We start from the raw sequence: 23716 nt of genomic DNA on the forward strand, positions 1-23716 counted from the left end.
GCGCGGCTATTGCAAGCCCCTCAGCCTTCGAGGCGCAGGAAGTTGTCGCGATAGTGGCGCAATTCGCCGATCGATTCGTAGATATCCGACAGCGCTTCGTGCTTGCCCTTCTTGGCGACCCCCTTGTAGACCTCCGGACGCCACCGGCGCGCGAGTTCCTTCAGCGTCGACACGTCCAGATTGCGGTAATGGAACCACGCCTCGAGTTGCGGCATGTAGCGAGCAAGGAAGCGGCGGTCCTGGCACACGGAGTTGCCGCACATCGGCGAGGTGCGCGCCGGCACATACTCCTGCAGGAAGGCGAGCATCTGCGCTTCGGCATCCGCCTCGCCGACCGTCGACGCCTTCACGCGGTCGGTCAGGCCGGACTTGCCGTGCGTGTCGCGATTCCACTGATCCATCCGTTCGAGCACGCTGTCGGGCTGATGCACCGCGATCACCGGCGCTTCGGCAACGGTGTTGAGCTGCGCATCGGTGATCACGATCGCGATCTCGATGATGCGATCGGTATCGGGCTCCAGGCCGGTCATTTCCATGTCCAGCCAGATGAGGTGATTCTGATCCTGTGCCATAATCGTCCGCCCCCCTTGAGCAAAGGCGCGATTGTGGCATATATGCCTCGCCGCCCGCCCACTCCACACGCCGAATGTCCCCGGAAGCCTTCTCGTCCCTGTTCCTCGCCGCCGCCGCACTGACCCTGCTCGCCAGGCTCATGCTCATGATGCGCCAGATCCGGCACGTGCGCGCGCATCGGGAAGCCGTGCCGCCCCCGTTCGCCGAATCGATCAATCTGGAATCGCATCGCAAGGCGGCGGACTACACCGCCGCACGCATGAAGCTCGGCACCATCGATGCCGTTATCGGTACGGCCTACGTGCTCGCCCTCACGCTCGGCGGCGGCCTGCAGGCCATTCACGACCTGCTCGCCGGAATATTCGCGCCTGGAACGCTCGTACACGGTGTCGCCCTGCTCGCCGCGCTCGGCATCGCGGGCTGGGCCATCGAGCTCCCGTTCGCGCTGTATCGCACCTTCGGCATCGAGAAGCGCTTCGGCTTCAACCGCATGACGCCCGGCCTGTACCTGGCCGACCTCGCCCGCGAAGCGATGCTCGCCGCACTGATCGGACTGCCCGTGCTCGCCGCCGTGCTGTGGCTGATGGGCGCGATGGGCGAGCGCTGGTGGTTGTGGGTGTGGCTCTTCTGGCTCGCGTTCAACCTGCTGGCGCTCTTCATCTGGCCGACCTTCATCGCGCCGCTGTTCAACAAGTTCACGCCGCTCGCGGACGAAGCCCTGAAGGCACGCGTGGAGGCCCTGCTGGCGCGCTGCGGCTTCCGCTCCCGCGGACTCTTCGTGATGGACGGCTCGCGCCGCTCGGCGCATGGCAATGCCTACTTCACCGGCTTCGGCGCGGCCAAGCGCATCGTCTTCTTCGACACCCTGCTGGACAAGCTGCGGCCCGAGGAAGTCGAAGCCGTGCTGGCGCACGAACTCGGGCATTTCCGCCACCGCCACATCTGGAAACGCCTCGCGGTCATCGCGGCAGCGAGCCTCGGCCTGCTGTGGCTGCTCGGCTGGCTGATGGGACAGACGTGGTTCTTCGCCGGGCTGGGCGTCGCCCCCGCATCGGCCGGCACCGCCGTCGCGCTGGCCCTGTTCGCGCTCGCCCTGCCCTCCTTCACCTTCCCGGCCGCCCCGCTGATGAGCTACTGGTCGCGGGTGCATGAATTCGAGGCGGACGCATACGCCGCGCAACAGACGCGCGCATCCGACCTTGCGCAGGCACTGGTGAAGCTCTATCGGGACAACGCCGCGACGCTCACGCCCGATCCGCTGTACTCGAGCTTCTTCGACTCCCACCCGCCGGCCGCACTGCGTGTCGCGCGCCTGCGCTCCTCCAGTTGAGACCCGGCATTTCGTGAACAAACCCCGACAGAACCGCAACACGACACTCGAAGGCGTGATCGTCGCCGCCTTCGGCCGCCAATACGAGGTCGTCGTCGCGGGACTGGCCGGGCAGGAAGAGATCCGGCTGAAGTGCTACCCGCGCGGCAAGAAAAGCACCTTCGCGTGCGGCGACGAAGTCGAGATCGAAGCGACCGGCAGCGACCAGGGCGTCATCACCGCGCTCAAGCCGCGCCGGAACCTGCTGTGGCGCTCGGACGCCTTCCGTGAAAAACTCATCGCCGCGAACCTCAGCCAGGTCGTCGTCGTGACGGCAACGGAGCCCGGGTTCTCGGATTTGCTGATCTCGCGCTGCATCGCGGCGGCGGAAAGCCAGCACCTGCGGACCCTGATCGTCCTCAACAAGGCCGACCTCGCCGAGTCCCTGCCCGCCGCCCACCGCATGCTCGCCCCCTTCGAAAGACTCGGCTACGAGGTCGTCGAGCTGAGCGCCCGCGCCGGCGCCGACGATCTGCGGCCGTATCTTGCCGGCCAGCGCAGCATCTTTGTCGGCCAGTCGGGCATGGGAAAGTCGACGCTCACGAACGCCCTGATCCCGGAAGCCCGTGCAGCGACGCGCGAGATCTCCGAAGCGCTCAACAGCGGCAAGCACACGACCACCTTCGCCCGCCTGTATCCGCTCGACGGCGGCTGGCTGATCGACAGCCCCGGACTGCAGGCCTTCGGCCTCGCGCACCTCACACCCGACGAACTCGCCGCAAGTTTCATCGAGTTCCAGGGCCACCTCGGCAATTGCCGTTTCCGCGACTGTCAGCACGAATCCGAACCTGGCTGCGCCCTGCGCGCTGCCATCGAGGCGGGCGCAATCGACATGCGCCGCTTCGAGCATTACCGGATGATTCGCAACGAGATCAAGGACGCCAAGCGTCAATCGCAAGGCTGGTAAGCGCTCCGAAACGACCGCCCAGAATGAAAAAACCCGCCGAAGCGGGTTTTTTGTTGGCCGATCGGCAGTACGTCAGATGCGTTCCCAGATCGTCGTGATGCCCTGACCGCCGCCGATGCACATCGTGGCCATGCCGTAGCGACCATTGGTACGGATCAGCTCGTGCAGCAGCTTGGTGATGATGACGCCGCCGGTCGCGCCAACCGGGTGACCCAGCGCGATCGCGCCGCCGTTCGGGTTGGTCTTCTTCGGATCGAGCTCGAGCCCCTTGTTCACCGCGATCGACTGCGCCGCGAAGGCTTCGTTGGATTCGATCACGTCGATCTTGTCCAGCGACAGGCCGGCACGCTGCAGCGCGAGCTTGGAGGCCGGGATCGGGCCTTCACCCATGACGTCGTTGGGCACGCCGGCGATCGCGTAGGACACGAGACGCGCGATCGGCTTGTGACCGCCCGCGGCAGCCTTGGCAGCGTCGGCCAGCACCAGGAAGGCTGCAGCGTCGTTGATGCCGGAAGCGTTACCCGCAGTGACCGAACCGTCCTTCTTGAAGGCGGGCTTCATCTTGCCCAGCGCTTCCATGGTGGTCATGCGCGGATGCTCGTCGGTGTCGAACACGACCGGGCCCTTGCGGGTTTCGAAGGTGATCGGAACGATCTGGCTCTTGAAACGGCCTTCGGCGATTGCCGCTGCGGCACGGTTCTGCGACTCGAGCGCGAAGGCGTCCTGATCCTCGCGACTGATGCTCCACTTGGAGGTCAGGTTCTCGGCGGTGATACCCATGTGGCCGACGCCGAACGGGTCGGTCAGCACCGAGACCATCGCGTCGATGGCCTTGGCGTCACCCATGCGGGCGCCGCTGCGCAGCGCCGGCAGCAGGTAGGCACCACGCGACATCACTTCGACGCCGCCGCCGATCGCGAAGTCCGCGTCACCCAGCATGATCGCCTGGGCGGAGTTGACGATGGCCTGCTGCGCCGAACCGCACAGGCGGTTGACGGCGAAGGCCACCGAATCCATCGACATACCGCCCTGGATCGTCGCGACGCGCGCAACATAGGCATAGCGCGATTCGGTCGGGATGCAATTGCCGACGGTCGCGAAGGTCACCTGCTTCGGATCGACGCCGGCGCGGGCGATCGCTTCCTTGACGACCACACCACCCAGCTCGGCCGGCTCCATGTCCTTCAGCGACCCGCCAAAACCGCCCACGGCCGAACGGACTGCGCTCAAAACCACTACTTCACGATTCGCCATCTGTGCTCCCTCCTGGATGTTAGGCACCAACCCAGCCGGCAATCACCAGCAGGGCCAGCATCAGCAAGCAAAGCACCAGCGCGCGCCAAATCAGGCCCACGGTGCTCTGCATGTAGTCGGCATCGGCTTCTTCGCCGACACCCATTTCCGGTCGTTCGACTATCTCGCCGGATTCATGTACTGGCATGCCGAGGCGCACACCAAGCGCGCCCGCACCTGCCGCAATGAGTATACCGGACGCCCTGTCCGCCCAGAGCATCGCTTGCGTGCGCCAGCAGAACACCGCGTCCTCGAAGTCGCCCACCACGGAGAACGATGCTGCGGTCAGGCGCGCGGGCAGCCAGTCGATCACTTCAAACGCCTTGCGTGCGAAGCGTCCGAACTGGCCGAACTCGGCATCGTTGCGCTCGCCCCACTCCTCGCCGAGGAAGCGCGCAAGACGGTACAGCAGGGCGCCACTCGGTCCCGGCAGGACGATGAACCAGAAGATCACGCCAAACACGTTGCGGTGAGCGGCGACGAGTCCTTTCTCGATGGCCAGCCGCGCGACCTCGCTGGAACTCGCGTCGACGTACTGCCCACCGCGCCATTCCCCCAGCAGCGAACGCGCGCGATCGAGTTCGCCCATGCGCAGGGCGAGATGGATATCCGTGAAAAAATGGCTTTCCTGACGGAAGCCCATCGTCAGATAGAGCACCGCGATGTTGAAGACCACCGCCAGCAGCGGATGGACGAGCCACAACAGGAAGAAGGCCATCGCACCGCCCGCGACCACCGAAACGACGAGCAGCAGCCAGGCGACCAGACCGTTGCGAGACTGGCCGTCGTTGAAGCGTTCGACGAGGAGACCCGACAGACGATGAAGCGGTTCCAGAACGATTTGCCGCACCGGCAACGGCCGTACCTGCTCGAGCAGCAGCGCAACGATCAGCGAAAGAAGCGTCATTCGTATTGCGATTGATGTAAGGGTCCGGACCCGTGATATCCGGCCACGATACCATAAAAGCACGACGCGATTGTGCAACGCGGAAACCGTATCCAGGAAAACGAAACGATCTTCCGAACAACAGTGACCGGATGATTGTTGCGAATCATCGAACAGTGCGTGCCGCCAGTGGCAGTTTATCGGCTTACCGGTGCTCCATAGACTGCTGACAACCGGGCCAAGCACGAATGGCGCCCTCGACACGCAATGGAGCCCACATGAGCACGATGCCCACCCTCTTCGTTTCCCACGGAGCGCCGACCTTCGCCCTGGAGCCGGGAGAGGCCGGACGCGAACTTGCAGCCCTTGCGCAGGCAATTCCGACGCCCCGCGCGATCCTCATCGCCTCGCCGCACTGGATGAGTCCGGCCGTGAGCCTGACGACGAACACGCAGCCGGAGACGATCCACGATTTCGGCGGCTTCCCGGCGCCGCTGTTCGACTTGCGCTACCCGGCGCCCGGCGATCCGTCGCTCGCCGCCCACGCGATCGGGCTGCTTGCCGCCGCGGGCGTGGATGCGCATGCGGACCCGCGGCGCGGGCTGGATCACGGCGCGTGGGTGCCCCTGCTGCACATGTACCCGGATGCGACCGTACCGGTCGTGCAGATCTCGATGCCGGGGCGCCGGCCGGCGAGCTGGTTCCACGCCCTCGGCCGGGCGCTCTCCCCTTTGCGCGCCGACGGTGTCCTGATCGTGGGATCGGGCAGCCTCACGCACAACCTGTACGAGTTCACGGGTGCCGCAGCGGGGACGACGCCTTACGTCAGCGCCTTCGCGCGATGGATCGCCGATACGCTCGCCGCCGGCGACGTCGACGCCCTGCTCGACTACCGGCGGCGCGCGCCGCATGCGGAGCGCGCCCATCCGACGGATGAGCACCTGATGCCGCTGATGTTTGCGCACGCCGCCGCCGGAGCGCACGCCGACGCACGGCGCATCGCTGCCGCGGACGTGCGCTACGGCATGCTGGCGATGGACGCCTACGTCTTCGGTGCAGGCTGATCGAACGGGACCGGAATGCTTTAAACAGGCGGCGAGATCGCCGGAAGGCGCTTGTCTGCACGACGATACGGGGGTCTAATCGCATGACATCGAAGGCATGATGTCGGCACGGTGCCGCATGCAACGGGAGGAATCGCCATGGATCGATTGCTGTCACTCGCCGGCAGGATTTCAGGGGTCGGCGGGCTCGCCCTGTGCCTGATCGCTGGAATCGCAAGACTTTCAGGCAATTACTGGATCGGCGGATTCCAGGTCGGCACGCTGCTCCAGGCGGGGATCGGCGCACTCGTCGCCGGGTGCTTCCTGCTGCTTTGGGCGCTGACCGAGCGCGCCGGGTAGTCGCAACGGTCGTCCGGCGGGGTGCCGCCCGCTCCCGACGCTCACCTCACCATCGGCATTCGCGGTAATATAAGAATCTGCTTCTATTTGCACGAGGAGATGGCGATGACGATGGTACGGCTGGCCCTGGCGGCCGCAATTGCGGGCGCGACCCTGCCCGCTTGCGCAGCGGAACTCGCGCTGATGACCGAGGCACGTGCGGCGGCGACGAGCCTGCCGCCACGCCTCGTGACGGCGCTCAATGAGGAAATTGCCAGGAGCGGCCCCGAGGGCGCGATTCCGGTATGCCGCGACATGGCGCCGAAGATGGCCAAGGAAATCGTCGCGAGCACCGGCTGGCAGTTGAAGCGCGTGACCCTGAAGGCACGCAATCCCGAGCGCGCGACGCCGGACGCGTGGGAGCGGAAGATGCTGGAGGAGTTCGATCGACGCGCGGCGGCGGGCGAGAACCCGGCAAAGCTGGAAAAGGGCGAGATGGTCGAGCAGGCGGACGGCACGCGCGCGTTCCGCTACGCCAAGGCCCTGCCGACACAAACCCTGTGCCTGAACTGCCACGGCGCCGCGGACAAGCTCACACCGGCGGTAAAGGCACGCCTGGCCGAGCATTACCCGCTGGACCGCGCCACGGGCTACAGCGAAGGCCAGATCCGCGGGGCCATCGTCGCAACGAAACCGCTGTAAACACACGGAATATGACCGGCGGGCGGCGCCCCCGCCGGTAATGGAGTTGATGATGTCGGTCGATACCCTGACGCTGGCCTGTCCGCACTGCGATGCGCTGAACCGCGTGCCGGCTGCGCGCATGCACGACGAGCCGAACTGCGGCAAGTGTCATGCGCCGCTGTTCGCGCGCAAGCCGCTGACGCTGAGCGCCACGAATTTTGCGCTCCATGTCGAACGCAGCGAACTGCCCGTGCTGGTGGATTTCTGGGCGCCGTGGTGCGGCCCCTGTCGCATGATGGCGCCGGCCTTCGAGGAGGCGGCACGCATGCTCGAACCGCAGATGCGCCTCGCCAAGCTGAATACCGAGGAGGAGCAGGAGCTCGCCGCGCGCTTCGCGATCCGCAGCATCCCGACGATGATCCTGTTCCGCAGCGGACAGGAAGTAGCACGGCAGTCGGGCGCGATGAATGCAGGTGCGATCGCGCACTGGGCGCGCAGCCACGAACTCTGACCGCGCTTGTGAGGGCGGGGCGCCGCAATCAAGGTTGGGTGGCGAGCGCCGATGCCGCCGAATGCAAGGGAGCGAAGCAAATGTTGGCAGTGGTCCAGCGCGTGTCGGAAGCACGCGTGGTGGTGGACGGCAGGACGACCGGCGCGATCGGTCATGGCCTGCTGGTGCTGGTGTGCGCGGAACGCGGCGATGGTCGCGCGGAAGCTGCCAAGCTGCTGGGCAAGATCCTGAAGTTGCGGATCTTTTCCGACGAGGCCGGCAAGATGAACCGCTCGGTACAGGACGTGCAGGGCGGGCTGCTGATCGTCAGCCAGTTCACGCTCGCGGCAGACACCACGGGCGGAAACCGACCGAGCTTCACGAACGCGGCGGCGCCGGACGAAGGGCGCGCGCTGTACGAGCATTTCGTCGCCGAGGCACGCAAGGCCCACGAGCAGATCGGGACCGGAGAATTTGCGGCCGAGATGCAGGTCCACCTCGTCAATGACGGGCCGGTCACCATCCCGATGCGCGTCGCGCCGGCAAGCTGAACCCCGCGGCCGTACCAGGCCGCACAGCCGCGACACGAAGGCCCCCTCTCGCCACCCTCCACGCCACTCGCGTGATACCCCACAGGAAGCACCGATGAACGCCCGCACGATAGCCCTCCCCGCCCTCCTCGTCGCCGCACTGCTTGCGGGTTGCGCGCAGACGCCCCCCGCAGCCCGCCCCATCGCCTACGCCTGCGATGCGGGCAAGGGCTTTTCGGTGGCCTACCATCCGTGGGGCGACGCGACGATCGACATCGACGGCATGCGCTTCGGACTGATGAGGGAGGCTGCTGACGGCAGCGGCGAACGCTACGCATGCGGAGCCCTGACGCTGTGGCGCATCGGCGATTCGGCGCGCGTGGACATACAGGGGGCCGGCATGTACGAAAACTGCCGCGCGCGCGAATGAACTCCGCCGCGCGAACGCGTTAAGATTAGCGATACTCCGGCGGAGACCAGGATCATGTTTTACGGCGTAACCGACCTGACGACCTTCATTCTCGGCACGATCTTCATCGTGCTGCTGCCGGGGCCGAACTCACTGTACGTGATGTCGGTCGCCTCCCGCCTGGGCATCGCGGCGGGCTATCGCGGCGCGTGCGGCATCTTCCTCGGCGACACCGTGCTGATGGTTCTCTCCGCGACCGGCGTCGCGTCGCTGCTGCAGACGACACCCGCATTGTTCATGGTGCTGAAGTACGCCGGCGCCGCCTACCTGGCGTGGGTGGGACTCGCGCTGCTGCGCTCGGCGATCGCCGGCTGGCGCGACAAGGCGGCAGGCACGGCAACACCCGAGCCGGCGCCCGGCGATGCGACTCGGCCCTTCCGCACGGCGCTGGTGATCAGCCTGATGAACCCGAAGGCGATCCTGTTCTTCGTGTCCTTCTTCATCCAGTTCGTCGATCCCGGCTATGCGTACCCTGTGCTGTCGTTCGCGATCCTGGGCACGATCGTGCAGGTGTGCAGTGCGGTCTACCTGTCGGCGCTGATTTTCGGCGGCGCGCACCTCGCGGCGCAGTTCCGCCAGCGCCGGCGCCTTTCCGCGGCGGCAACCGGCGGGGTCGGCGGACTGTTCATAGGCTTCGGCGCGAAACTGGCGAACGCGACGCTCGGCTGAGGTCCGCTGCGAGCGACGCGACGCGCCCGCGCTATTCATCCGGAATTTGCCATTCCGCCATCGAGCGTGAGGCGTTGCACGGCGGCCATAACCGGTTCACGGTAGTTTGACGCTCATCGCGACGCCACTTCCCCAGGATCCCGCCATGAACGTCGTCATTGTCGACGACACGCCGACCAACCTTGAGTTGATGCGCATGCTCATTGAGCGACTGGACGGCTGCCGGCCCATCCCGTTCGCGGATTCGGGCTCAGGGCTCGACTGGTGTCTCGAGAACGACCCCGACCTGGTCATCGTCGATTACCTGATGCCGAAACTCGACGGCCTGGAGTTCATCCGCCACGTACGGCGCGAACCGCGGCACGACAGTCTGCCGATCCTGATGGTGACCGCTGACCATGAGAAGAGCGTCCGTTACGCGGCACTCGACGAAGGGGGCGTGGATTTCCTCAACAAACCCGTCGATCGCATGGAGTTCCTCGCGCGGGTCAGGAACATGCTCGCGCTGCGGCGCAGCCAGCGGGCCCTGGCCGACCGCGCGACGTGGCTGGCCGAGGAAGTGCGACGCGCCGTCGCGGAGATCCACGACCGGGAGCGCGAGACCATCGTGCGGTTGGCGCGCGCGGCCGAGTGCCGCGATCCGGAGACCGGCACGCACATCCTGCGCATGGCCCATTACGCGCAGCTCATCGCGCTGCAGATGGGCCTTCCGCCCGATTTCGCCGAACTGCTGCTGCACGCTGCACCGATGCATGACGTCGGCAAACTCGGAACCCCCGACCACATCCTGCTAAAGCCCGGCCGGCACAGTCCGGAAGAGTTCGAGGTCATGAAGCAGCACACGCTGATCGGGTACGAGATCCTGCGCGAAAGCAGCTCTCATGCGATCCAGATGGCCGCCTCGATCGCGCTGCATCACCACGAGAAGTTCAATGGCTCGGGATACCCCCGGGGCCTCGCCAGGGACGCAATCCCTATCGAAGGCAGGATCGTCGCGGTAGCCGACGTATTCGACGCGCTGACCTCGGCGCGCCCGTACAAGCGCGCGTGGTCGCTCGACGAGGCGCGCGACTATCTGCGCGAGAACCGGAGTGCGCATTTCGACCCCGCGTGCGTGGATGCCTTCCTCACCGTCTGGGACAGGGTACTGGAGATCCGCGAGCGCTTTGTCGACGAGGAGGAACCCGCCGCGGCCACGGAGCCGAACGATGGACGGTGAACCGCTGTTCGATCGTCGTTCGACGCTCGACAACCTCGGCGACGATGTCGAGATCCTGCGGGTGATTGCCGCGACCTTCATCGCAGATGCGCCGCGCCTGCTCGCCGACCTTCGCACCGCCCTAGGCGCCCGCGACGTCTCGATGGTGATGCGCGCCGGCCACAGTCTCAAGGGGTCGGCGGAAAATTTCGGTGCCGCAGCGCTGATTCGCGCCGTGGGAGCGTTGGAGGAGGCGTCGAGGACGGACGACTTCACGTCGGCAGTCGCGCGGCTGAACGAAATCGACCGACTCCTCGCCCAGTTGCGTGCGGAGCTGCAGGCCTTGTAGCAGCGCCTCAGCCCGTCCAGTTCTGCAGCAGGCTCAGGTCACCCTTGGGTGCTCTGCGATGCTCGATCGCACGCTTGAGCAATTCATTCAGAGCCTGGCGGCGGATGGGCTTGGAGATGTAGTCGTCCATTCCGACGGCAAGGCAGCGTTCGCGGTCTCCTTGCATCGCGTGGGCAGTCACTGCAGCGATGTAGCACTGCCGCTGGCCTTCGCCGACGGCCCAGCTCCGGCTTGCTTCGCGTGCGCGGATCTTCTCGGTGGCCTCCATGCCGTCGACGAGCGGCATCTCCACGTCCATCAGGATGAGGTCGAACGGCTGCTGCTCGAACCAGTCAAGTGCCTCGAGGCCGTTGTTCGCAACGGTGACGCGGTGCCCTGCCCTGGTGAGCAACTGCACGGCAAGTGTCTGGTTTACGGGTGTGTCCTCGACCAGCAGTACATTGAGCGGATCGGACGCGTCGCCCCCCATCGCGGCGGCTTCATCGACGTCGAAGCGCCTTAGTTCCAACCGCTGCAGGTCCACGACGTCGAATGCCGCGCGCAGGGCGTCGAACAGGTTGTCCTCGAATACCGGCTTGACGAGATGGGTTCGCGACGGCAGCGCGCCGCTGTACGCGAACTCCTGTCGCTGTGCGTGGTTTGCCAGCAACAGCAGGACGTTGTCGAACTCCTGCGCGAGCGCTAGCCCGCCGGGCGGCGGCATGCCGCCATCGGCCAGGAGGATGTCGTAGGGACGGCCCGCACTGGCGCGCTCGGCAACGAGTGCCGGGACGCGGGACGCATCATCGGTCGTGTCGACCTCCAGCCCGAGCCGCTGCAGCATGCGCGCGATGAGCGCGAGGGCATGGGGACAATCGTCGACGACCAGTGCCGTGCGGCCTTTCAGCCCTGCGGGCAGCTCGAACGACGGCGCGGCGGCATTGGAATCGGCTGCCACACGGGACGTGAAGTAGAAGGTGCTGCCTCCGCCCGGCTCGCTCTCGAGCCAGATCTGACCGTCCATCAGCTTGACGAGCCGGTTCGTGATCGCGAGGCCGAGGCCCGTGCCACCGAAGCGCCGCGCCGTAGACGGGTCGCCCTGCATGAAGGCGTCGAAAATCTGTTCGTGGAGTTCCGGGGCGATGCCGACGCCGGTGTCGCGGACGATGAACTGCAGGTACAGGGACATGCCGCTGTGCCGCAGCTTGCTGACTTCCACGGCGACTTCGCCCCGTTCGGTAAACTTGATCGCATTGCCGACGAGGTTGGAGAGAATCTGGCGCAAGCGCGTGGGGTCGCCGTACAGTCGATCGGGAACGTCCGGCGCGACGTCGAGCAACACCTCCAGCCCCTTGCGATGGGCTGACACCGCCAGCCCGCGGATCGTGTCGCCCAGGACATTGCGCAACGGGAACACGACGGATTCGAGTTCGAGACGGCCGGCTTCGATCTTGGAGAGGTCCAGTACGTCGTCGATAATCGTGAGCAGGGCGTCGGCGGACGACTTGACGGTCTCGAGGTAGCCGCGCTGCACGTCGTCCAGCGCCATATCGAGCACGAGTTCGGTCATGCCGACGACCGCATTCATCGGCGTGCGGATCTCGTGGCTCATGTTCGCGAGAAAGGCACCACGCGCGCGGTTGGCCGTTTCAGCCGCTTCCTTCGCGCGCAGTAGGGCAGCCTCGGACCGCTTCTGTTCGGTGATGTCGCGGTGCAGGACGAGAAGCCGCGTGGGCTTGCCCTCGCCATCCCGCAGTGTGACGCGGCAGCGCAGAAGCCACCAGCGCCACCCCTCGTCCTGATCCCGCATGCGGTGCTCGACTTCCATCAGCGGCGCACGCCCTTGCAGCACGGTGTTGAGCCGCTCACCCACCATGGCACGATCGTCCGGGAGGATCCAGGCGTGCCAGTCCTCGATGCAGCGCACCGGTGTGCCATCGATGATGCCGAAACGCCTCTGCCAAGCCGACGATTGCTTGATCTTGCGCGAGACGAGATCCCACTCGCACAGCACGTCGCCGGTCAAGTCGAGGCAGTCCACGAGACGCCGCGCCTTCTCGGCCCGCCGTTCGACCTCGGCGTGCCGATTGTAGGTGTCCTCGATCTCGACCAACAGGTTGACGAGGTTCGCCGCAAGGTCGGAAAGACCGGCCGACTGCAGCGCATCCAGCACGCCCTTGAGGGGGGCTTCCGCGCTGACGCCAAATGCAGCGGCAATCTGGCGGTTCAGAAGAGCAGATGTCATCGGTATGCCCAGCCTCTGCGCAACGAACAGGTGACCCCGTCGGTCGCCGGCGGGGTGATACCGATTGTATTTGCCCCGGCCCCGCTATCGTGTGCGGAAATACCGCGCCCGGATCGCGGCGCGGATACGACTCGGACCACTAATTCTGCTGCGGCTCGGCCTTGCGCGGTCGGCGACCGCGCGAGGCGGTCTTGCGGGCAGGCGTGGCCGCCGCCGCCTCCGCACCGCCAACCGTCACCGGCTCGGACGCGACTGCGGCCTCGTGAACCGGCGCTGCCGGAACAGGCGCTGCGGCTTCCGCGTTTGTCGCCTCGGTTATTGCCGATTCGGACTTCGCGGTGGTGGTCTTGCCGCGGCGCGACCGGCGCGCCCCTGTCTTGGCGGGCTCTGCCTGCGCCACGTCGGCCTGCTCCGCTACGGGCACGGCAATCGCAGCGGCCGGCTGTTCGGCCTGCACCGGCATGGACACCGCGGGCTCGGGCTGGCGTCCGGATTCGGCTTCGGCAGTCGTCGGCGCTTCCGCCCGGCCGCCTTCCGCTGTGACCTCCGCCTTCTTCGCGCCGGACTTGCGTCCCCCACGCTTGCGGCGGGATTCGTGCCGACCCGAAGGCTCTTCGCCCGCCGGACGTTCCGCCACCGTCGCGGACGCAGCTTCGGCATGCGCCGCTTCGCCCGCCGCCGGCATTGCCTCGAATGCGGTCCCGTGCTCCGCGGCCGCGGACGCCTCGGCGACCGCTTCCGCTGCCGCTGCACGGTTGCTGCGATAGACATAGGCGCCCGATTTCTCGTCACGGCCAAACTCGAGCAGGCCGCGCGCCTGAGCTTCCTCGAGCAGGTTGCCGAAGGCACGGAAGCCGTAATACGACTCGTTGAAGTCGGGCTTGCGGCGCTTGATGGCCTCCTTCAGCATCGATGCCCAGATGCGCACGCCGCTGTCGCCGCGTTCGGCCACCAGCGCGTCGAAGGTCTCGACGGCGATGTTGATGGCCTTGAGCTTGCGCGCCTCGAGCTCGTCCTTGCGGTGCTTTTCCTCTTCGGGCGAGCGCTTCGTCGAAGGCTGGGCCTCGCGCGTCTCGCGCTTGGCCGCGCGCTGGCTTTCGCGCACGAGGTCGTCGTAGAAGATGAATTCGTCGCAGTTGGCGATCAGCAGGTCGGAGGTCGATTGCTTCACGCCGACGCCGATGACCTGCTTGGCGTTCTCGCGCAGCTTGGACACCAGCGGGGAAAAGTCGGAGTCGCCGCTGATGATGACGAAGGTGTCGACATGCGATTTCGTGTAGCACAGGTCGAGCGCATCGACGACGAGGCGAATGTCGGCGGAGTTCTTGCCCGACTGGCGTACGTGCGGGATCTCGATCAGCTCGAAGTTGGCCTCGTGCATCACGGCCTTGAAACCCTTGTAACGCTCCCAGTCGCAGTAGGCCTTCTTCACGACGATGCTGCCCCTGAGCAGCAGGCGTTCGAGCACCGGCTTGATGTCGAACTTTTCGTATTTCGCGTCGCGCACGCCGAGCGCGACGTTTTCGAAATCGCAGAACACCGCCATGCTGACGTTGTCATGGGCTGAAGCCATAAGGTTCTCCGGTGGTGTATCGGGCGCGGTCGCGGGGACCGCCCATGGCGCACATGATAGCCATTCCTGCAGCGGCGATGCGCGTCACATGCCACGGCCCGCGCCGCCCTTGCGGCCGTTGTCACCGTCTTCGCGCACCAGCCGCCATGCAAACCACATCCCGAGCATCGCGTTCGCGAGGGCGAGGCCGGCGACCATGGCAAGGCCGAGGGGGTTGAGCGGATAAGTGCGCAGGATCCACGCGAACACCGAGGACAGGACGTTGAGCGCGATCATCACCCAGAAGGCCGGGTTGCGCGGCTGGAACAGGCGGGAGAGCTTCACGGCCGCCCCTTCAGACGACGCGGTCGGGTGGCGTGCGGCCGGCGAAGAAGGCCTCGACGTTCTCGAGCACGCGCATGCCCATGCCGACGCGCGTTTCGCGCGTGGCGCTACCGAGGTGCGGCAACAGGACGACGTTCTCCAGAGTGAGCAAGCCCTCGCTGACCTTGGGCTCGGCTTCGAACACGTCGAGCCCGGCGCCGGCGATCGTGCCGTTGCGCAGCGCCTCGACCAGCGCGGCCTCGTCGACCACTTCGCCGCGTGCGGTGTTGATCAGGAAGGCGTCGCGCCCCATCAGCGCGAGGCGTTCGCGGTTGATCAGGTGGCGCGTCGCCGCGCCGCCCGGGCAATGCAGGGAGACGAAATCCGCCTCGGCAAGGACTTCCTCGACCGAGTCGCACTGTCGCGCGGCGAGCCCGGCGAGCGTTTCGGCCGGCACGCGGCTGCGGTTGAAGAATACGATCTTCATGCCGAAACCGTGCTGTGCGCGCATCGCGACCGCACGGGCGATGCGGCCCATGCCGATGAGGCCGAGCGTCTTGCCGCTCACCTTCGTGCCGATCATGTGCGTCGGGCGCCAGCCGGTCCAGTTGCCGCTGCGCACCTCGCGTTCCCCCTCGCCCGCACGCCGGGCGACCATCAGCATCAGCGTGATCGCGAGGTCGGCGGTGCAGTCGGTGAGGACGTCGGGGGTGTTCGTCACCGCGATCCCGCGGGCCGTGGCGGCGTCGATGTCGATGTGGCTGTAGCCGACGCCGTAGTTGGCGATCAGCCTGGCGCTCGGGGCCGTGCCGAGCACGTCGGCGTCGATGCGGTCGGATACGGTTGCGAGCAGCGCGTCGCACGAGGCGAGCGCCGTGCGCATCTCGTCGCGCGTGAAGGGGTGATCGTCGGCGTTGAAGCGCGCGTCGAAGCGCTCGGCGAGCGCGCGTTCGACTTCGGCGGGCCAGCGGCGGGTGACGATGAGTCGGGGTCGGGTCATGTTGTTCATCCTGCTCGTTCTTGGCTGTGGTTTCGGTCAGGTTTCGGGCGCATCGGGCCGCATCCGGGATCGTCCGCGGCGACGGATGCGGTGGCACTGCGCGCTCACCACGCCCGGACGCACCGCGAACGATACCCGCAGGATGCGCCCGAGGGGATCGGGCGCAACCCCAACGACACGGTCTTTCGCCGCCAGTGCGGGCCCTCGCCGGAAACCTTGGGCCTGCGCGCGCACTCCAACGGATGCGATCCACTGCGGATCGCCGCAGCGCGGGAGTCCGCCACGTGAGCATCCTGCCCCTGACCTCGGCGCTCGGCCTCTTCGGCACGAGCGCCCTTCGTCCCGTTTCGACGAATTTCGCCGCAACGGCGGGTAGTCTGTCGCTGTTCTCAGGCTCTTCGACGATCGTCGATCTGTCGAGTTTCGGTCAGCTCCTGTCTGCCGTCGCGAACTTCGAAAACCGCCTCTCGGTACTGCGCCCGGGATCGTCAAGCAGCGGTATCGGCCAGAATTTCGGCGCCGACTTCGGGAGTCTCGTGGCCGAAACGCAGTATTTTGTCGACAGCTTCAACAACCTGCAGGGCAGCCTCGGCGAACAGAATTTCCTGTTCGGCACCGTCCCGGCTTCCGCGCCCGCGGCGCGCTTGTCCGCAGACCTGCAGGCGCGCGTCGACGAGGCTATCGACAACGGCGATTCGGCCCTCACGCAGTTGTCGGACCTCGGGATCGAACTGCGGCCAGGGCTGCTTCCCGGCAGCGGCGGCAGCCTGAGCATCGACATGGAGGCGCTGCGCGCGGCCTTCGAGGCGGACCCCGCAGGCAGCTTCTCCCTGCTCGCGCGGGCGTCCGACGCGTTCGCCACGCTGGCGTCGGAATTCACCGCGTCGAGCGACGGCACGACCTCGCTGCTCGCGGCGCAGCTACAGTTCTCGTCCCTGCAACTGACGCTCGGCCTGTTCGACGGCAGCAGCGATGCCTCGCAGAGCGGCCTGCAGAACCTCACCGACCTCCTCACGCTCGCCTCGCTCGGCAATGGCGGTGCGGAATCCCAGGCGCGCGTCGTGGCCGCGCTGAATGAATTTTCGCTCGTCTCATCGCTGCTGCGCTGATTGCACATCGCCCTTTTGCTGGCGGTGCATTGGGGGAATCCGGGGGTTTTCCGACTATCCACAATGTCATAGACTGGCCGAAGTGTTTCCATTGATTTCAAAGGAGCTGCGCCGCCTGTCGACCACCGACGCCCTGACCGGCCTGTACAACCGGCGCCACATGGAATACGTGCTGACGACCGAGCACAGCCGCTCGGCCCGGACGAAGGCGCCTTTCGCGGTGCTGATGTTCGATATCGACCATTTCAAGAAATTCAACGACACCTACGGCCACGAGCAGGGCGATCGCGTGCTGCAGGCCGTCGCCAGGACCTTCCGCGACAGCCTGCGCAAGTACGACACGCCGTGCCGCTACGGCGGCGAGGAGTTCATCGGCATCCTGCCGCAGACGAATCTCGACGGCGGCATGGCCGTGGCCGAGCGCCTGCGCTGCGAAGTCGAGAACCTGGTGGTCGATGGACTGAAGGTCACGATCAGCATCGGCGTGTCCGCCTACGCGGACACGGGAACCGAGTCGGTCGACCAGCTCATTCACGCGGCCGACCAGGCGCTCTACCGGTCGAAGGCGGGCGGACGCAACTGCGTGACTCGCGCCGATTCGATCGCTTGACGGACGGCACCGCAGCAGGCCCGATTTCGGCTTGGGCACGACCTTGCGACACGGCAATGCAGCATGCCTCATGCATTGCATGATCATCGCAAGACACTAATCTTTAGGACTTATTCAGGCAAGTAATCATAATATAAAAACATTTTGGGGCGGAGGATGTTGCGTTGCACAAGCTCTTCCCATAGAGTTGGAACTGTCTCCTCCACCCTCCTCCTTTGGTGTGGATTTAGCCCGAGCCCGCAACCGCGCTCGGGCTTTTTCTTTTCCGGCGTCCCGCGGCGGCTTTCCCCCGGACAGGCGCCGACTTGCGACTCATATGGGATTCTGATCGACCAATAAAAACATTTGAAGGGCAAACTTATTGCATCGCAACATACGGTACCGTATGCTTTGAACCGTCTCCTCCACCCTCCTCCTTTGGTGTGGATTTAAGCCCGAGCCTCAACCGCTCGGGCTTTTTCTTTTCTGCGTCCGGATGGCTCCTCAGGCCACTCGCTGCGGCGCGTTCAGCAGCGCCCAGATCTTGTCCACCATCGGGTTGCTGTTGTCCGCGGCACGGTGCAGGCGGACCTCCAGCGGGCAGGTCCACCGCTCGGGGCCGGCCTCCACCAGACGTCCTTCTGCGAGCTCGCGACCGATGCAGCTCTCCGGCAGCCAGCCGAGCCCGTGCCCTTCGAGCACCATCGCCTTGAGCGCCTCCGACATGTGGGTGTCGAACGAGCGGTCGAAGTGGCAGCGTTCGTTCGCACCGAGCAGGATCATCTCGACCACGTGTCCGAGGTAGGTGCCTGACGAATAGGCGAGGAAGGGCACGACCGCCTCGGCCCGCCCGGGCAGTTTGTAGCGCGGCCGGCCGTCCTCCCGCGGTGCAGAGAAGGGGCGCATGCGGTCGGTTGCGAGCGCGACGTGCGGGAACCGGACGGGGTCCAGCAGCACCGGCAACTGCGGGTGGTGATACACGAGCAGCAGGTCGGTCGCCCCTTCGATCAGCGCGCTCGCCCCTTCGGGCACATTGACCGCACCGACGCGCGCGACGACGTTGCCCAGCGCTTCCTTGAGTTGCCCCAGCCAGCGCGGGAAGAAGGTGAGCGACAGCGTGTGCGCGACCGAGAAGCGCACGGTGTCGACGTTGCCGGGGGACTGCCCACGCAACACGGTGCGCATGTCGTAGGTGCGCCGCAGGATGTCCGCGGCAAAACCGCGGAAGATCCGCCCGGCGGCGGTGAGATGCACCCCCTGCGCGCGGCGGTCGATCAGTTCGACGCCGAGCCAGTCCTCCAGCGCCTGGATGTGGCGACTGAAGGTGGGCTGGGAGACGTTGCGACGTTCGGCGGCGCGCGAGAACGCGCGCGCGTCGGTGAGCGTCAGGAAGTCCTCGATCCACTTTATCTGCATGTTCCGCGCTCCTGCGGTTGCGGTCCTGCGACATGCGGCGACTTGCCGCTGCGCCCCCCTATTCGGGTTCCGTGGGGATGTTATGCGTTTTTTGCATCGCGCGGCACGCAATCCCGGGTGCGTCCGTAGCATCCATGCGTCGCACCATACCTCGGAGGAAACATGTCGCAGACAACAGAACGCATCGAACACGACCTTCTCGGAGATCGCTCCCTGCCCGCCGACTCCTATTACGGCGTCCATACGCTGCGCGCGGTCGAGAATTTCCCGATCACCGGCACGCCGATCTCGATCTACCCGGAACTCGTCCGTGCGCTCGCGGCGATCAAGCAGGCCGCCGCGCAGACCAACAGCGAACTCGGGCTGCTCGATCGCGAGCGCGCCGACGTGATCATCCGGGCCTGCGAGGAAATCCGCGCCGGTGCGCTGCACGAGCACTTCGTCGTCGACGTGATCCAGGGCGGCGCCGGCACCTCGACCAACATGAACGCCAACGAAGTGATCGCGAACCGCGCGCTGGAGCTGTTGGGCCACCGGAAAGGCGACTATGCGCGCCTGCATCCGAACGAGCATGTCAACATGAGCCAGAGCACGAACGACGTGTATCCGACGGCGCTGAAGCTCGCCGGCTACGTGGGCATCTTCGGCCTGATCGAGGCGATGGAAGTGCTGCGCGCGGCGTTTCACGACAAGGCGGTCCAATTCGCCGACGTGCTGAAGATGGGGCGCACGCAGCTGCAGGACGCGGTGCCGATGACGGTCGGGCAGGAATTTTCGACCTACGTGGTGATGCTCGGCGAGGATATCGATCGCCTCAAGGAAGCGGTGCTGCTGATCCGCGAGATCAACCTCGGTGCGACCGCGATCGGCACCGGGATCAATGCCCACCCCGACTATGCCGCGCTGGTGTGCCGGCACTTGGCCGAGATTACCGGCATTCCCGTGCTCACCGCGCCCAACCTGGTGGAAGCGACGCAGGACTGCGGCAGCTTCGTGCAGTTATCCGGCGTATTGAAGCGTGTGGCGGTGAAGCTCTCGAAGGTGTGCAACGACCTGCGCCTGCTGTCGTCGGGCCCGCGCGCCGGCTTCGGCGAAATCAACCTGCCGCCGATGCAGGCGGGCTCGTCGATCATGCCGGGCAAGGTGAATCCGGTGATCCCGGAAGTGGTGAACCAGATCGCGTACGAGGTGATCGGCAACGACGTCACGATCTCCTTCGCCGCCGAGGCGGGCCAGCTGCAGCTCAACGCCTTCGAGCCGATCATCGCCCACAGCCTGTTCAAGAGCGCCACGCACCTGCGCGCCGGCTGCCTGACGCTCGCCGAGCGCTGCGTCACGGGCATCACCGTGAACCGCGAGTTCCTGCGCAAGAGCGTCGAGAACTCGATCGGCCTCGTGACCGCGCTGAATCCCTACATCGGCTACGCCAATGCGACCGAGATCGCCCAGGAGGCGCTCTTCGGCGGCCATAGCGTGTATGCGCTGGTGCTCAACAAGGGCCTGATGACGAAGGATCAGCTGGACCAGATCCTCAAGCCCGAGGTGCTGACGCAACCCCGCGCGATGGTCGCACTGCGCTGACGGCACGCTGACGGCAAAAACTCAAAACACCCCAAAGGGGTTCGTGTCGAGGAGACGCAAATTGAAACTGAACAAACTCACCACCTGGATCTTCATTTCACTCGTGCTTGGCATCGTCGTCGGCTACGTGTGCAACACGACGGCTGTCGACGCCGCCGCGGCGAAGGAAACGGCCAGTTATTTCTCCGCCCTGGCCGACATTTTCCTGCGCATGGTGAAGATGATCATCGCGCCGCTGGTGTTCGCGACGCTGGTGTCGGGCATCGCGAGCCTCGGCGACACCAAGGCGGTCGGCCGCATCGGCCTGAAGGCGATGGGCTGGTTCGTCACGGCCTCGTTCGTGTCGCTGGTGCTCGGGCTGCTGTGGGCCAACCTGCTGCAACCCGGGCACAGCCTGAATCTGCCGCTGCCCGACGCGGGTGCCGTGACGAACCTGAAGACGGCATCGCTGAACTTCAAGGATTTCATCGTCAACGTGTTCCCGAAGAGCGTCTTCGATGCGATGGCGACGAATTCGGTGCTGCAGATCGTCGTGTTCTCGCTGTTCTTCGGTTTCGCGTTGAGCTCGCTGAAGGATGAGACCGGCAAGGCGATGGTGTGCACGATCGATGAACTGGTGCACGTGATGATCCGGATCACCGACTACGTGATGCTGTTCGCCCCGGTCGGCGTCTTCGCCGCGGTCGCCGCCGCGATCACGGTGCAGGGTCTGGGGGTGCTGTCGACCTACGCGACGCTGATCGGCAGCTTCTACCTGGGTCTCGCCTCGCTGTGGCTGGTGTTGATCGGTGTCGGCTACTTCGTGCTGAAGGGGCGCGTGTTCACGCTGCTCGGGCTGGTCAAGGAACCGACCGTGATCGCCTTCTCGACGGCGAGCAGCGAAGCAGCCTACCCGAAGACGATGGAACAGCTCGAGAAGTTCGGCGTCAAGGACGAGGTCACCGGCTTCGTGCTGCCAATGGGCTACGCGTTCAATCTCGACGGTTCGATGATGTACCAGGCCTTCGCGATGATCTTCATCGCCCAGGTGTATGGCATCGAGATGTCCTTCATGACGCAGGTGTCGATGCTGCTGGTGCTGATGGTGAGCAGCAAGGGCATGGCTGGCGTGTCGCGCGCCTCGCTCGTGGTCGTCGCGGCGACGCTGCCGATGTTCAACCTGCCCGAGGCGGGCCTGCTGCTGATCATGGGCATCGACGTCTTCCTCGACATGGGCCGTACCGCGACCAACGTCATCGGCAACAGCCTCGCGACCGCCGCGATCGCGAAGTGGGAAGGGAAGCTCGGGCCGACCGTAGTCGACGCGGACGAGCTCGACGATGCGGTTCCGGAACCGGTGCTCGCGACACCGGAGACCGTCGCCGGCGCAGTGCGGGCCTGAGCGGGCATCCCCTCGAAACATCGCCCCGTGGTCCCTGACACGGCCTGCGGGGCGATGTCCTCGTTCCTCGCCGGTTGCCGTTCGAAACGCGCGATCGGCTCGGCAATCTGTCGGGAGTAAATCATGCAGGACCAGAACACGCCGCGGCGCCTGGGCGTCGTGGGCGGCCTCGGAGCGCTCGGGGCCGCGGATGTCTTCTTCAAGCTGGTGAAGGCCTTGCCGGGGCGCAAGGGACAGGAGCAGCCGGAACTCCTCTTCGAGCAACACCCGTTTCATGAGGACGACATTCCCGGGGAACGGTCGGCGTCGCAGAACGGGCGCAAGCTCTACGTCTTCGACATGATCAGGCGGTTCGAAGCGCGCCAGGTCGACGCCGTGGTCCTGCCCTGCTTCCTCAGTCACACCTTCCTGGACGAGCTGGCATCCGAGATTCGCTTGCCGATCGTCAGCATCATGGACGCGCTGTACCACCACGTCGTGCAGCGGCATGCCGGCGTGCGACGGCTCGGCGTCCTGACCTCCGACCATGTCCGCGCGAAGGCGCTGTTCGAGCGCCGCTTTCCGGGCACTGACTGGGAAATTCTCTACCCGCGCGCAGAGGTCCAGCGCGAATGCGTGATGGCGGCGATCTACGCGGCAGACGGGATCAAGGCGGGCTGCCTGCAGGGCGGTTCGACCGAGCGTCTGGCCGCGGCCTGCCGCGATCTGACGGAGCAAGGAGCGGAACTGATCCTCCCCGGCTTCGCCGAGATTCCGATCGTCATCGACGCCCTGCTCGATTGCGGCTTCCCCGTTCTCGATACGAACCTGATCTACGCCCGCTATGCCGTGTCCCAGGACGCGATGCCGCGAACGCGGCAATTCAAGGTCGGGGTGGTCGGCGGCGTGGGGCCCGCGGCAACCGTCGATTTCGTCGACAAGATCGTGCGCAACACCGCTGCGAGACGGGATCAGGAACACGTGAAGCTGGTGGTCGAGCAGAATCCCCAGATCCCCGACCGCACCGAACATCTGCTGGGCGACGGCCCGGATCCGACCGTTGCGCTGTATTCGACCTGCAAGAAGCTGGAGGCGGCCGACGCGGACATCATCGCGATTCCGTGCAACACGGCGCATGCCTTCGTCGAACGCATCCAGCCCTACCTGTCCATTCCGGTGGTGAACATGTTGAGCGAGACGGTCGCGCATATCCGCAAGCACTTCGCGGATCGCAAGGTAGTCGGCCTGCTGGCGACCAGCGGGACGGTCCGGAGCGGCGTCTACCACGACGTGGTGATGCGGGCGGGCCTGCAGCTGCTGGTCCCGGACGACGAGCACCAGGATCTGGTCATGGGTGCGATCTACGGGCCGGCGGGCGTCAAGGCCGGTTTTACGGAAGGCGCGTGCGTCCAGGACCTGCTGCGCGCGCTCACGTCGCTCGCCCGACGGGGCGCGGAAGTGATCGTGCTCGGCTGTACGGAACTTCCCCTGCTGCTGCACGAGGACGAAGCATTCGCTGTCGCGGGCAAGACGGTCGTCGTGCTCGACCCGACCGAAATTCTCGCGCGGAAATGTGTGAGCCTGAGCCGCCAGTCCGATGCGTGAGCCGTCCATGCCGTGGCGATAGTGCGATGCATCATTTCATTGGTGCTATCAACGTGCTTCGTCGCAGCAGCTCGCCGCCATCCATACGAATAGCTGATCAATGCATAGAAAAATTTATAGCGCGTATTTATTGCGCCGCACAATCCGCTTCGCTAGT

Annotated in this window: 24 protein-coding genes; 16 read left to right on the forward strand and 8 right to left on the reverse strand. The window is 65.8% G+C overall.

Translation table 11 applies throughout. The features are described from left to right. Positions 1 to 20 precede the first annotated feature (20 nt). Positions 21 to 572, reverse strand: a complete 552-nt coding sequence (gene orn, locus GPA27_RS00410; protein ID WP_169136674.1) for an oligoribonuclease — start codon at positions 570 to 572, stop codon at positions 21 to 23. 74 nt (positions 573 to 646) lie between these two features. Between orn and GPA27_RS00415 the strand changes: the two genes are divergently transcribed. Both GPA27_RS00415 and rsgA read left to right on the forward strand, forming a co-directional pair. After that, positions 647 to 1903, forward strand: coding sequence for a M48 family metallopeptidase (locus tag GPA27_RS00415; protein WP_169136676.1), 1257 nt, complete (start codon positions 647 to 649; stop codon positions 1901 to 1903). Positions 1904 to 1916: 13 nt separating this feature from the next. Next, positions 1917 to 2849, forward strand: coding sequence for a ribosome small subunit-dependent GTPase A (rsgA, locus tag GPA27_RS00420; protein ID WP_169136678.1), 933 nt, complete (start codon positions 1917 to 1919; stop codon positions 2847 to 2849). A gap of 72 nt (positions 2850 to 2921) precedes the next feature. Here rsgA and GPA27_RS00425 read toward each other — a convergent pair whose 3' ends face one another. Both GPA27_RS00425 and GPA27_RS00430 read right to left on the reverse strand, forming a co-directional pair. After that, complete coding sequence (locus GPA27_RS00425; RefSeq protein ID WP_169136680.1) at positions 2922 to 4103, reverse strand: acetyl-CoA C-acyltransferase family protein; 1182 nt, start codon at positions 4101 to 4103, stop codon at positions 2922 to 2924. Between the two features lie 19 nt (positions 4104 to 4122). After that, positions 4123 to 5049 carry a CobD/CbiB family protein gene (locus GPA27_RS00430; protein WP_169136918.1) on the reverse strand — a complete coding sequence of 309 codons (927 nt, stop codon included), beginning with the start codon at positions 5047 to 5049 and terminating at the stop codon, positions 4123 to 4125. A 257-nt stretch (positions 5050 to 5306) separates the two neighbouring features. On the opposite strand from GPA27_RS00430, the gene GPA27_RS00435 reads away from it, so the two are divergent. The 9 genes from GPA27_RS00435 to GPA27_RS00475 all read left to right on the forward strand — a co-directional run bounded on the left by GPA27_RS00435 (position 5307) and on the right by GPA27_RS00475 (position 10799). Continuing rightward, complete coding sequence (locus GPA27_RS00435; protein ID WP_169136682.1) at positions 5307 to 6092, forward strand: dioxygenase family protein; 786 nt, start codon at positions 5307 to 5309, stop codon at positions 6090 to 6092. Between the two features lie 138 nt (positions 6093 to 6230). Next, positions 6231 to 6431 carry a hypothetical protein gene (locus GPA27_RS00440; protein ID WP_169136684.1) on the forward strand — a complete coding sequence of 67 codons (201 nt, stop codon included), beginning with the start codon at positions 6231 to 6233 and terminating at the stop codon, positions 6429 to 6431. 105 nt (positions 6432 to 6536) lie between these two features. Next, positions 6537 to 7112, forward strand: coding sequence for a Tll0287-like domain-containing protein (locus GPA27_RS00445; RefSeq protein ID WP_169136686.1), 576 nt, complete (start codon positions 6537 to 6539; stop codon positions 7110 to 7112). A 52-nt stretch (positions 7113 to 7164) separates the two neighbouring features. Next, positions 7165 to 7605 carry a thioredoxin TrxC gene (gene trxC / locus GPA27_RS00450; protein ID WP_169136688.1) on the forward strand — a complete coding sequence of 147 codons (441 nt, stop codon included), beginning with the start codon at positions 7165 to 7167 and terminating at the stop codon, positions 7603 to 7605. Between the two features lie 80 nt (positions 7606 to 7685). Next, positions 7686 to 8135, forward strand: a complete 450-nt coding sequence (gene dtd, locus GPA27_RS00455; protein ID WP_169136690.1) for a D-aminoacyl-tRNA deacylase — start codon at positions 7686 to 7688, stop codon at positions 8133 to 8135. 94 nt (positions 8136 to 8229) lie between these two features. Further along, entirely contained in the window at positions 8230 to 8544 is a 315-nt protein-coding gene (locus GPA27_RS00460) for an MliC family protein (RefSeq protein WP_169136692.1), read from the forward strand. A 54-nt stretch (positions 8545 to 8598) separates the two neighbouring features. Then, a complete protein-coding gene (gene leuE, locus GPA27_RS00465) occupies positions 8599 to 9252 on the forward strand; it encodes a leucine efflux protein LeuE (protein WP_169136694.1) in 654 nt (217 codons plus the stop codon). A 145-nt stretch (positions 9253 to 9397) separates the two neighbouring features. Beyond that, complete coding sequence (locus GPA27_RS00470) at positions 9398 to 10471, forward strand: HD domain-containing phosphohydrolase (protein ID WP_169136696.1); 1074 nt, start codon at positions 9398 to 9400, stop codon at positions 10469 to 10471. Beyond that, entirely contained in the window at positions 10461 to 10799 is a 339-nt protein-coding gene (locus GPA27_RS00475; RefSeq protein ID WP_169136698.1) for an Hpt domain-containing protein, read from the forward strand. Before GPA27_RS00470 ends, GPA27_RS00475 begins: the two co-directional genes overlap by 11 nt. A gap of 7 nt (positions 10800 to 10806) precedes the next feature. Here the strand turns inward: GPA27_RS00475 and GPA27_RS00480 are convergent, their stop codons facing one another. The 4 genes from GPA27_RS00480 to GPA27_RS00495 form a co-directional block, all read right to left on the reverse strand. Next, on the reverse strand, positions 10807 to 13023 hold the full coding sequence (locus tag GPA27_RS00480; protein ID WP_169136700.1) for a response regulator: 2217 nt from the start codon (positions 13021 to 13023) through the stop codon (positions 10807 to 10809). Between the two features lie 139 nt (positions 13024 to 13162). Further along, positions 13163 to 14596, reverse strand: coding sequence for an NYN domain-containing protein (locus GPA27_RS00485; RefSeq protein WP_169136702.1), 1434 nt, complete (start codon positions 14594 to 14596; stop codon positions 13163 to 13165). Positions 14597 to 14680: 84 nt separating this feature from the next. Next, positions 14681 to 14920 carry a hypothetical protein gene (locus GPA27_RS00490; RefSeq protein ID WP_169136704.1) on the reverse strand — a complete coding sequence of 80 codons (240 nt, stop codon included), beginning with the start codon at positions 14918 to 14920 and terminating at the stop codon, positions 14681 to 14683. 10 nt (positions 14921 to 14930) lie between these two features. Continuing rightward, the gene (locus GPA27_RS00495) at positions 14931 to 15899 is read right to left on the reverse strand and encodes a 2-hydroxyacid dehydrogenase (protein ID WP_169136706.1); all 969 of its coding nucleotides are present in this window, start codon (positions 15897 to 15899) and stop codon (positions 14931 to 14933) included. A gap of 284 nt (positions 15900 to 16183) precedes the next feature. Here GPA27_RS00495 and GPA27_RS00500 point away from each other — a divergent pair, with 284 nt between their 5' ends. Both GPA27_RS00500 and GPA27_RS00505 read left to right on the forward strand, forming a co-directional pair. Further along, positions 16184 to 17008 carry a hypothetical protein gene (locus tag GPA27_RS00500; protein WP_169136708.1) on the forward strand — a complete coding sequence of 275 codons (825 nt, stop codon included), beginning with the start codon at positions 16184 to 16186 and terminating at the stop codon, positions 17006 to 17008. Between the two features lie 91 nt (positions 17009 to 17099). Then, positions 17100 to 17618, forward strand: a complete 519-nt coding sequence (locus GPA27_RS00505; protein WP_246260882.1) for a GGDEF domain-containing protein — start codon at positions 17100 to 17102, stop codon at positions 17616 to 17618. 483 nt (positions 17619 to 18101) lie between these two features. Here GPA27_RS00505 and GPA27_RS00510 read toward each other — a convergent pair whose 3' ends face one another. Beyond that, entirely contained in the window at positions 18102 to 19013 is a 912-nt protein-coding gene (locus GPA27_RS00510; protein WP_169136712.1) for a LysR family transcriptional regulator, read from the reverse strand. A gap of 162 nt (positions 19014 to 19175) precedes the next feature. Between GPA27_RS00510 and aspA the strand changes: the two genes are divergently transcribed. From aspA to cuyB, 3 genes are all read left to right on the forward strand, one after another. Next, complete coding sequence (gene aspA / locus GPA27_RS00515; RefSeq protein WP_169136714.1) at positions 19176 to 20594, forward strand: aspartate ammonia-lyase; 1419 nt, start codon at positions 19176 to 19178, stop codon at positions 20592 to 20594. 61 nt (positions 20595 to 20655) lie between these two features. Beyond that, a complete protein-coding gene (locus GPA27_RS00520; RefSeq protein WP_169136716.1) occupies positions 20656 to 21975 on the forward strand; it encodes a dicarboxylate/amino acid:cation symporter in 1320 nt (439 codons plus the stop codon). Between the two features lie 123 nt (positions 21976 to 22098). After that, positions 22099 to 23559 carry a cysteate racemase gene (gene cuyB / locus GPA27_RS00525; RefSeq protein ID WP_169136718.1) on the forward strand — a complete coding sequence of 487 codons (1461 nt, stop codon included), beginning with the start codon at positions 22099 to 22101 and terminating at the stop codon, positions 23557 to 23559. Positions 23560 to 23716: the final 157 nt, after the last annotated feature.

Source organism: Aromatoleum toluolicum (assembly GCF_012911005.2).
Classification (GTDB): Bacteria; Pseudomonadota; Gammaproteobacteria; order Burkholderiales; family Rhodocyclaceae; genus Aromatoleum; species Aromatoleum toluolicum.

What these genes read in the sequence shown, in the direction of transcription:
- orn (WP_169136674.1), bottom strand. Translation starts at nt 572, where the DNA reads ATGGCACAGGATCAGAATCACCTCATCTGGCTGGACATGGAAATGACC.
- GPA27_RS00415 (WP_169136676.1), top strand. Translation starts at nt 647, where the DNA reads ATGTCCCCGGAAGCCTTCTCGTCCCTGTTCCTCGCCGCCGCCGCACTG.
- GPA27_RS00425 (WP_169136680.1), bottom strand. Translation starts at nt 4,103, where the DNA reads ATGGCGAATCGTGAAGTAGTGGTTTTGAGCGCAGTCCGTTCGGCCGTG.
- GPA27_RS00430 (WP_169136918.1), bottom strand. Translation starts at nt 5,049, where the DNA reads ATGACGCTTCTTTCGCTGATCGTTGCGCTGCTGCTCGAGCAGGTACGG.
- GPA27_RS00435 (WP_169136682.1), top strand. Translation starts at nt 5,307, where the DNA reads ATGAGCACGATGCCCACCCTCTTCGTTTCCCACGGAGCGCCGACCTTC.
- GPA27_RS00440 (WP_169136684.1), top strand. Translation starts at nt 6,231, where the DNA reads ATGGATCGATTGCTGTCACTCGCCGGCAGGATTTCAGGGGTCGGCGGG.
- GPA27_RS00445 (WP_169136686.1), top strand. Translation starts at nt 6,537, where the DNA reads ATGACGATGGTACGGCTGGCCCTGGCGGCCGCAATTGCGGGCGCGACC.
- trxC (WP_169136688.1), top strand. Translation starts at nt 7,165, where the DNA reads ATGTCGGTCGATACCCTGACGCTGGCCTGTCCGCACTGCGATGCGCTG.
- dtd (WP_169136690.1), top strand. Translation starts at nt 7,686, where the DNA reads ATGTTGGCAGTGGTCCAGCGCGTGTCGGAAGCACGCGTGGTGGTGGAC.
- GPA27_RS00460 (WP_169136692.1), top strand. Translation starts at nt 8,230, where the DNA reads ATGAACGCCCGCACGATAGCCCTCCCCGCCCTCCTCGTCGCCGCACTG.
- leuE (WP_169136694.1), top strand. Translation starts at nt 8,599, where the DNA reads ATGTTTTACGGCGTAACCGACCTGACGACCTTCATTCTCGGCACGATC.
- GPA27_RS00470 (WP_169136696.1), top strand. Translation starts at nt 9,398, where the DNA reads ATGAACGTCGTCATTGTCGACGACACGCCGACCAACCTTGAGTTGATG.
- GPA27_RS00475 (WP_169136698.1), top strand. Translation starts at nt 10,461, where the DNA reads ATGGACGGTGAACCGCTGTTCGATCGTCGTTCGACGCTCGACAACCTC.
- GPA27_RS00480 (WP_169136700.1), bottom strand. Translation starts at nt 13,023, where the DNA reads ATGACATCTGCTCTTCTGAACCGCCAGATTGCCGCTGCATTTGGCGTC.
- GPA27_RS00485 (WP_169136702.1), bottom strand. Translation starts at nt 14,596, where the DNA reads ATGGCTTCAGCCCATGACAACGTCAGCATGGCGGTGTTCTGCGATTTC.
- GPA27_RS00495 (WP_169136706.1), bottom strand. Translation starts at nt 15,899, where the DNA reads ATGACCCGACCCCGACTCATCGTCACCCGCCGCTGGCCCGCCGAAGTC.
- GPA27_RS00510 (WP_169136712.1), bottom strand. Translation starts at nt 19,013, where the DNA reads ATGCAGATAAAGTGGATCGAGGACTTCCTGACGCTCACCGACGCGCGC.
- aspA (WP_169136714.1), top strand. Translation starts at nt 19,176, where the DNA reads ATGTCGCAGACAACAGAACGCATCGAACACGACCTTCTCGGAGATCGC.
- cuyB (WP_169136718.1), top strand. Translation starts at nt 22,099, where the DNA reads ATGCAGGACCAGAACACGCCGCGGCGCCTGGGCGTCGTGGGCGGCCTC.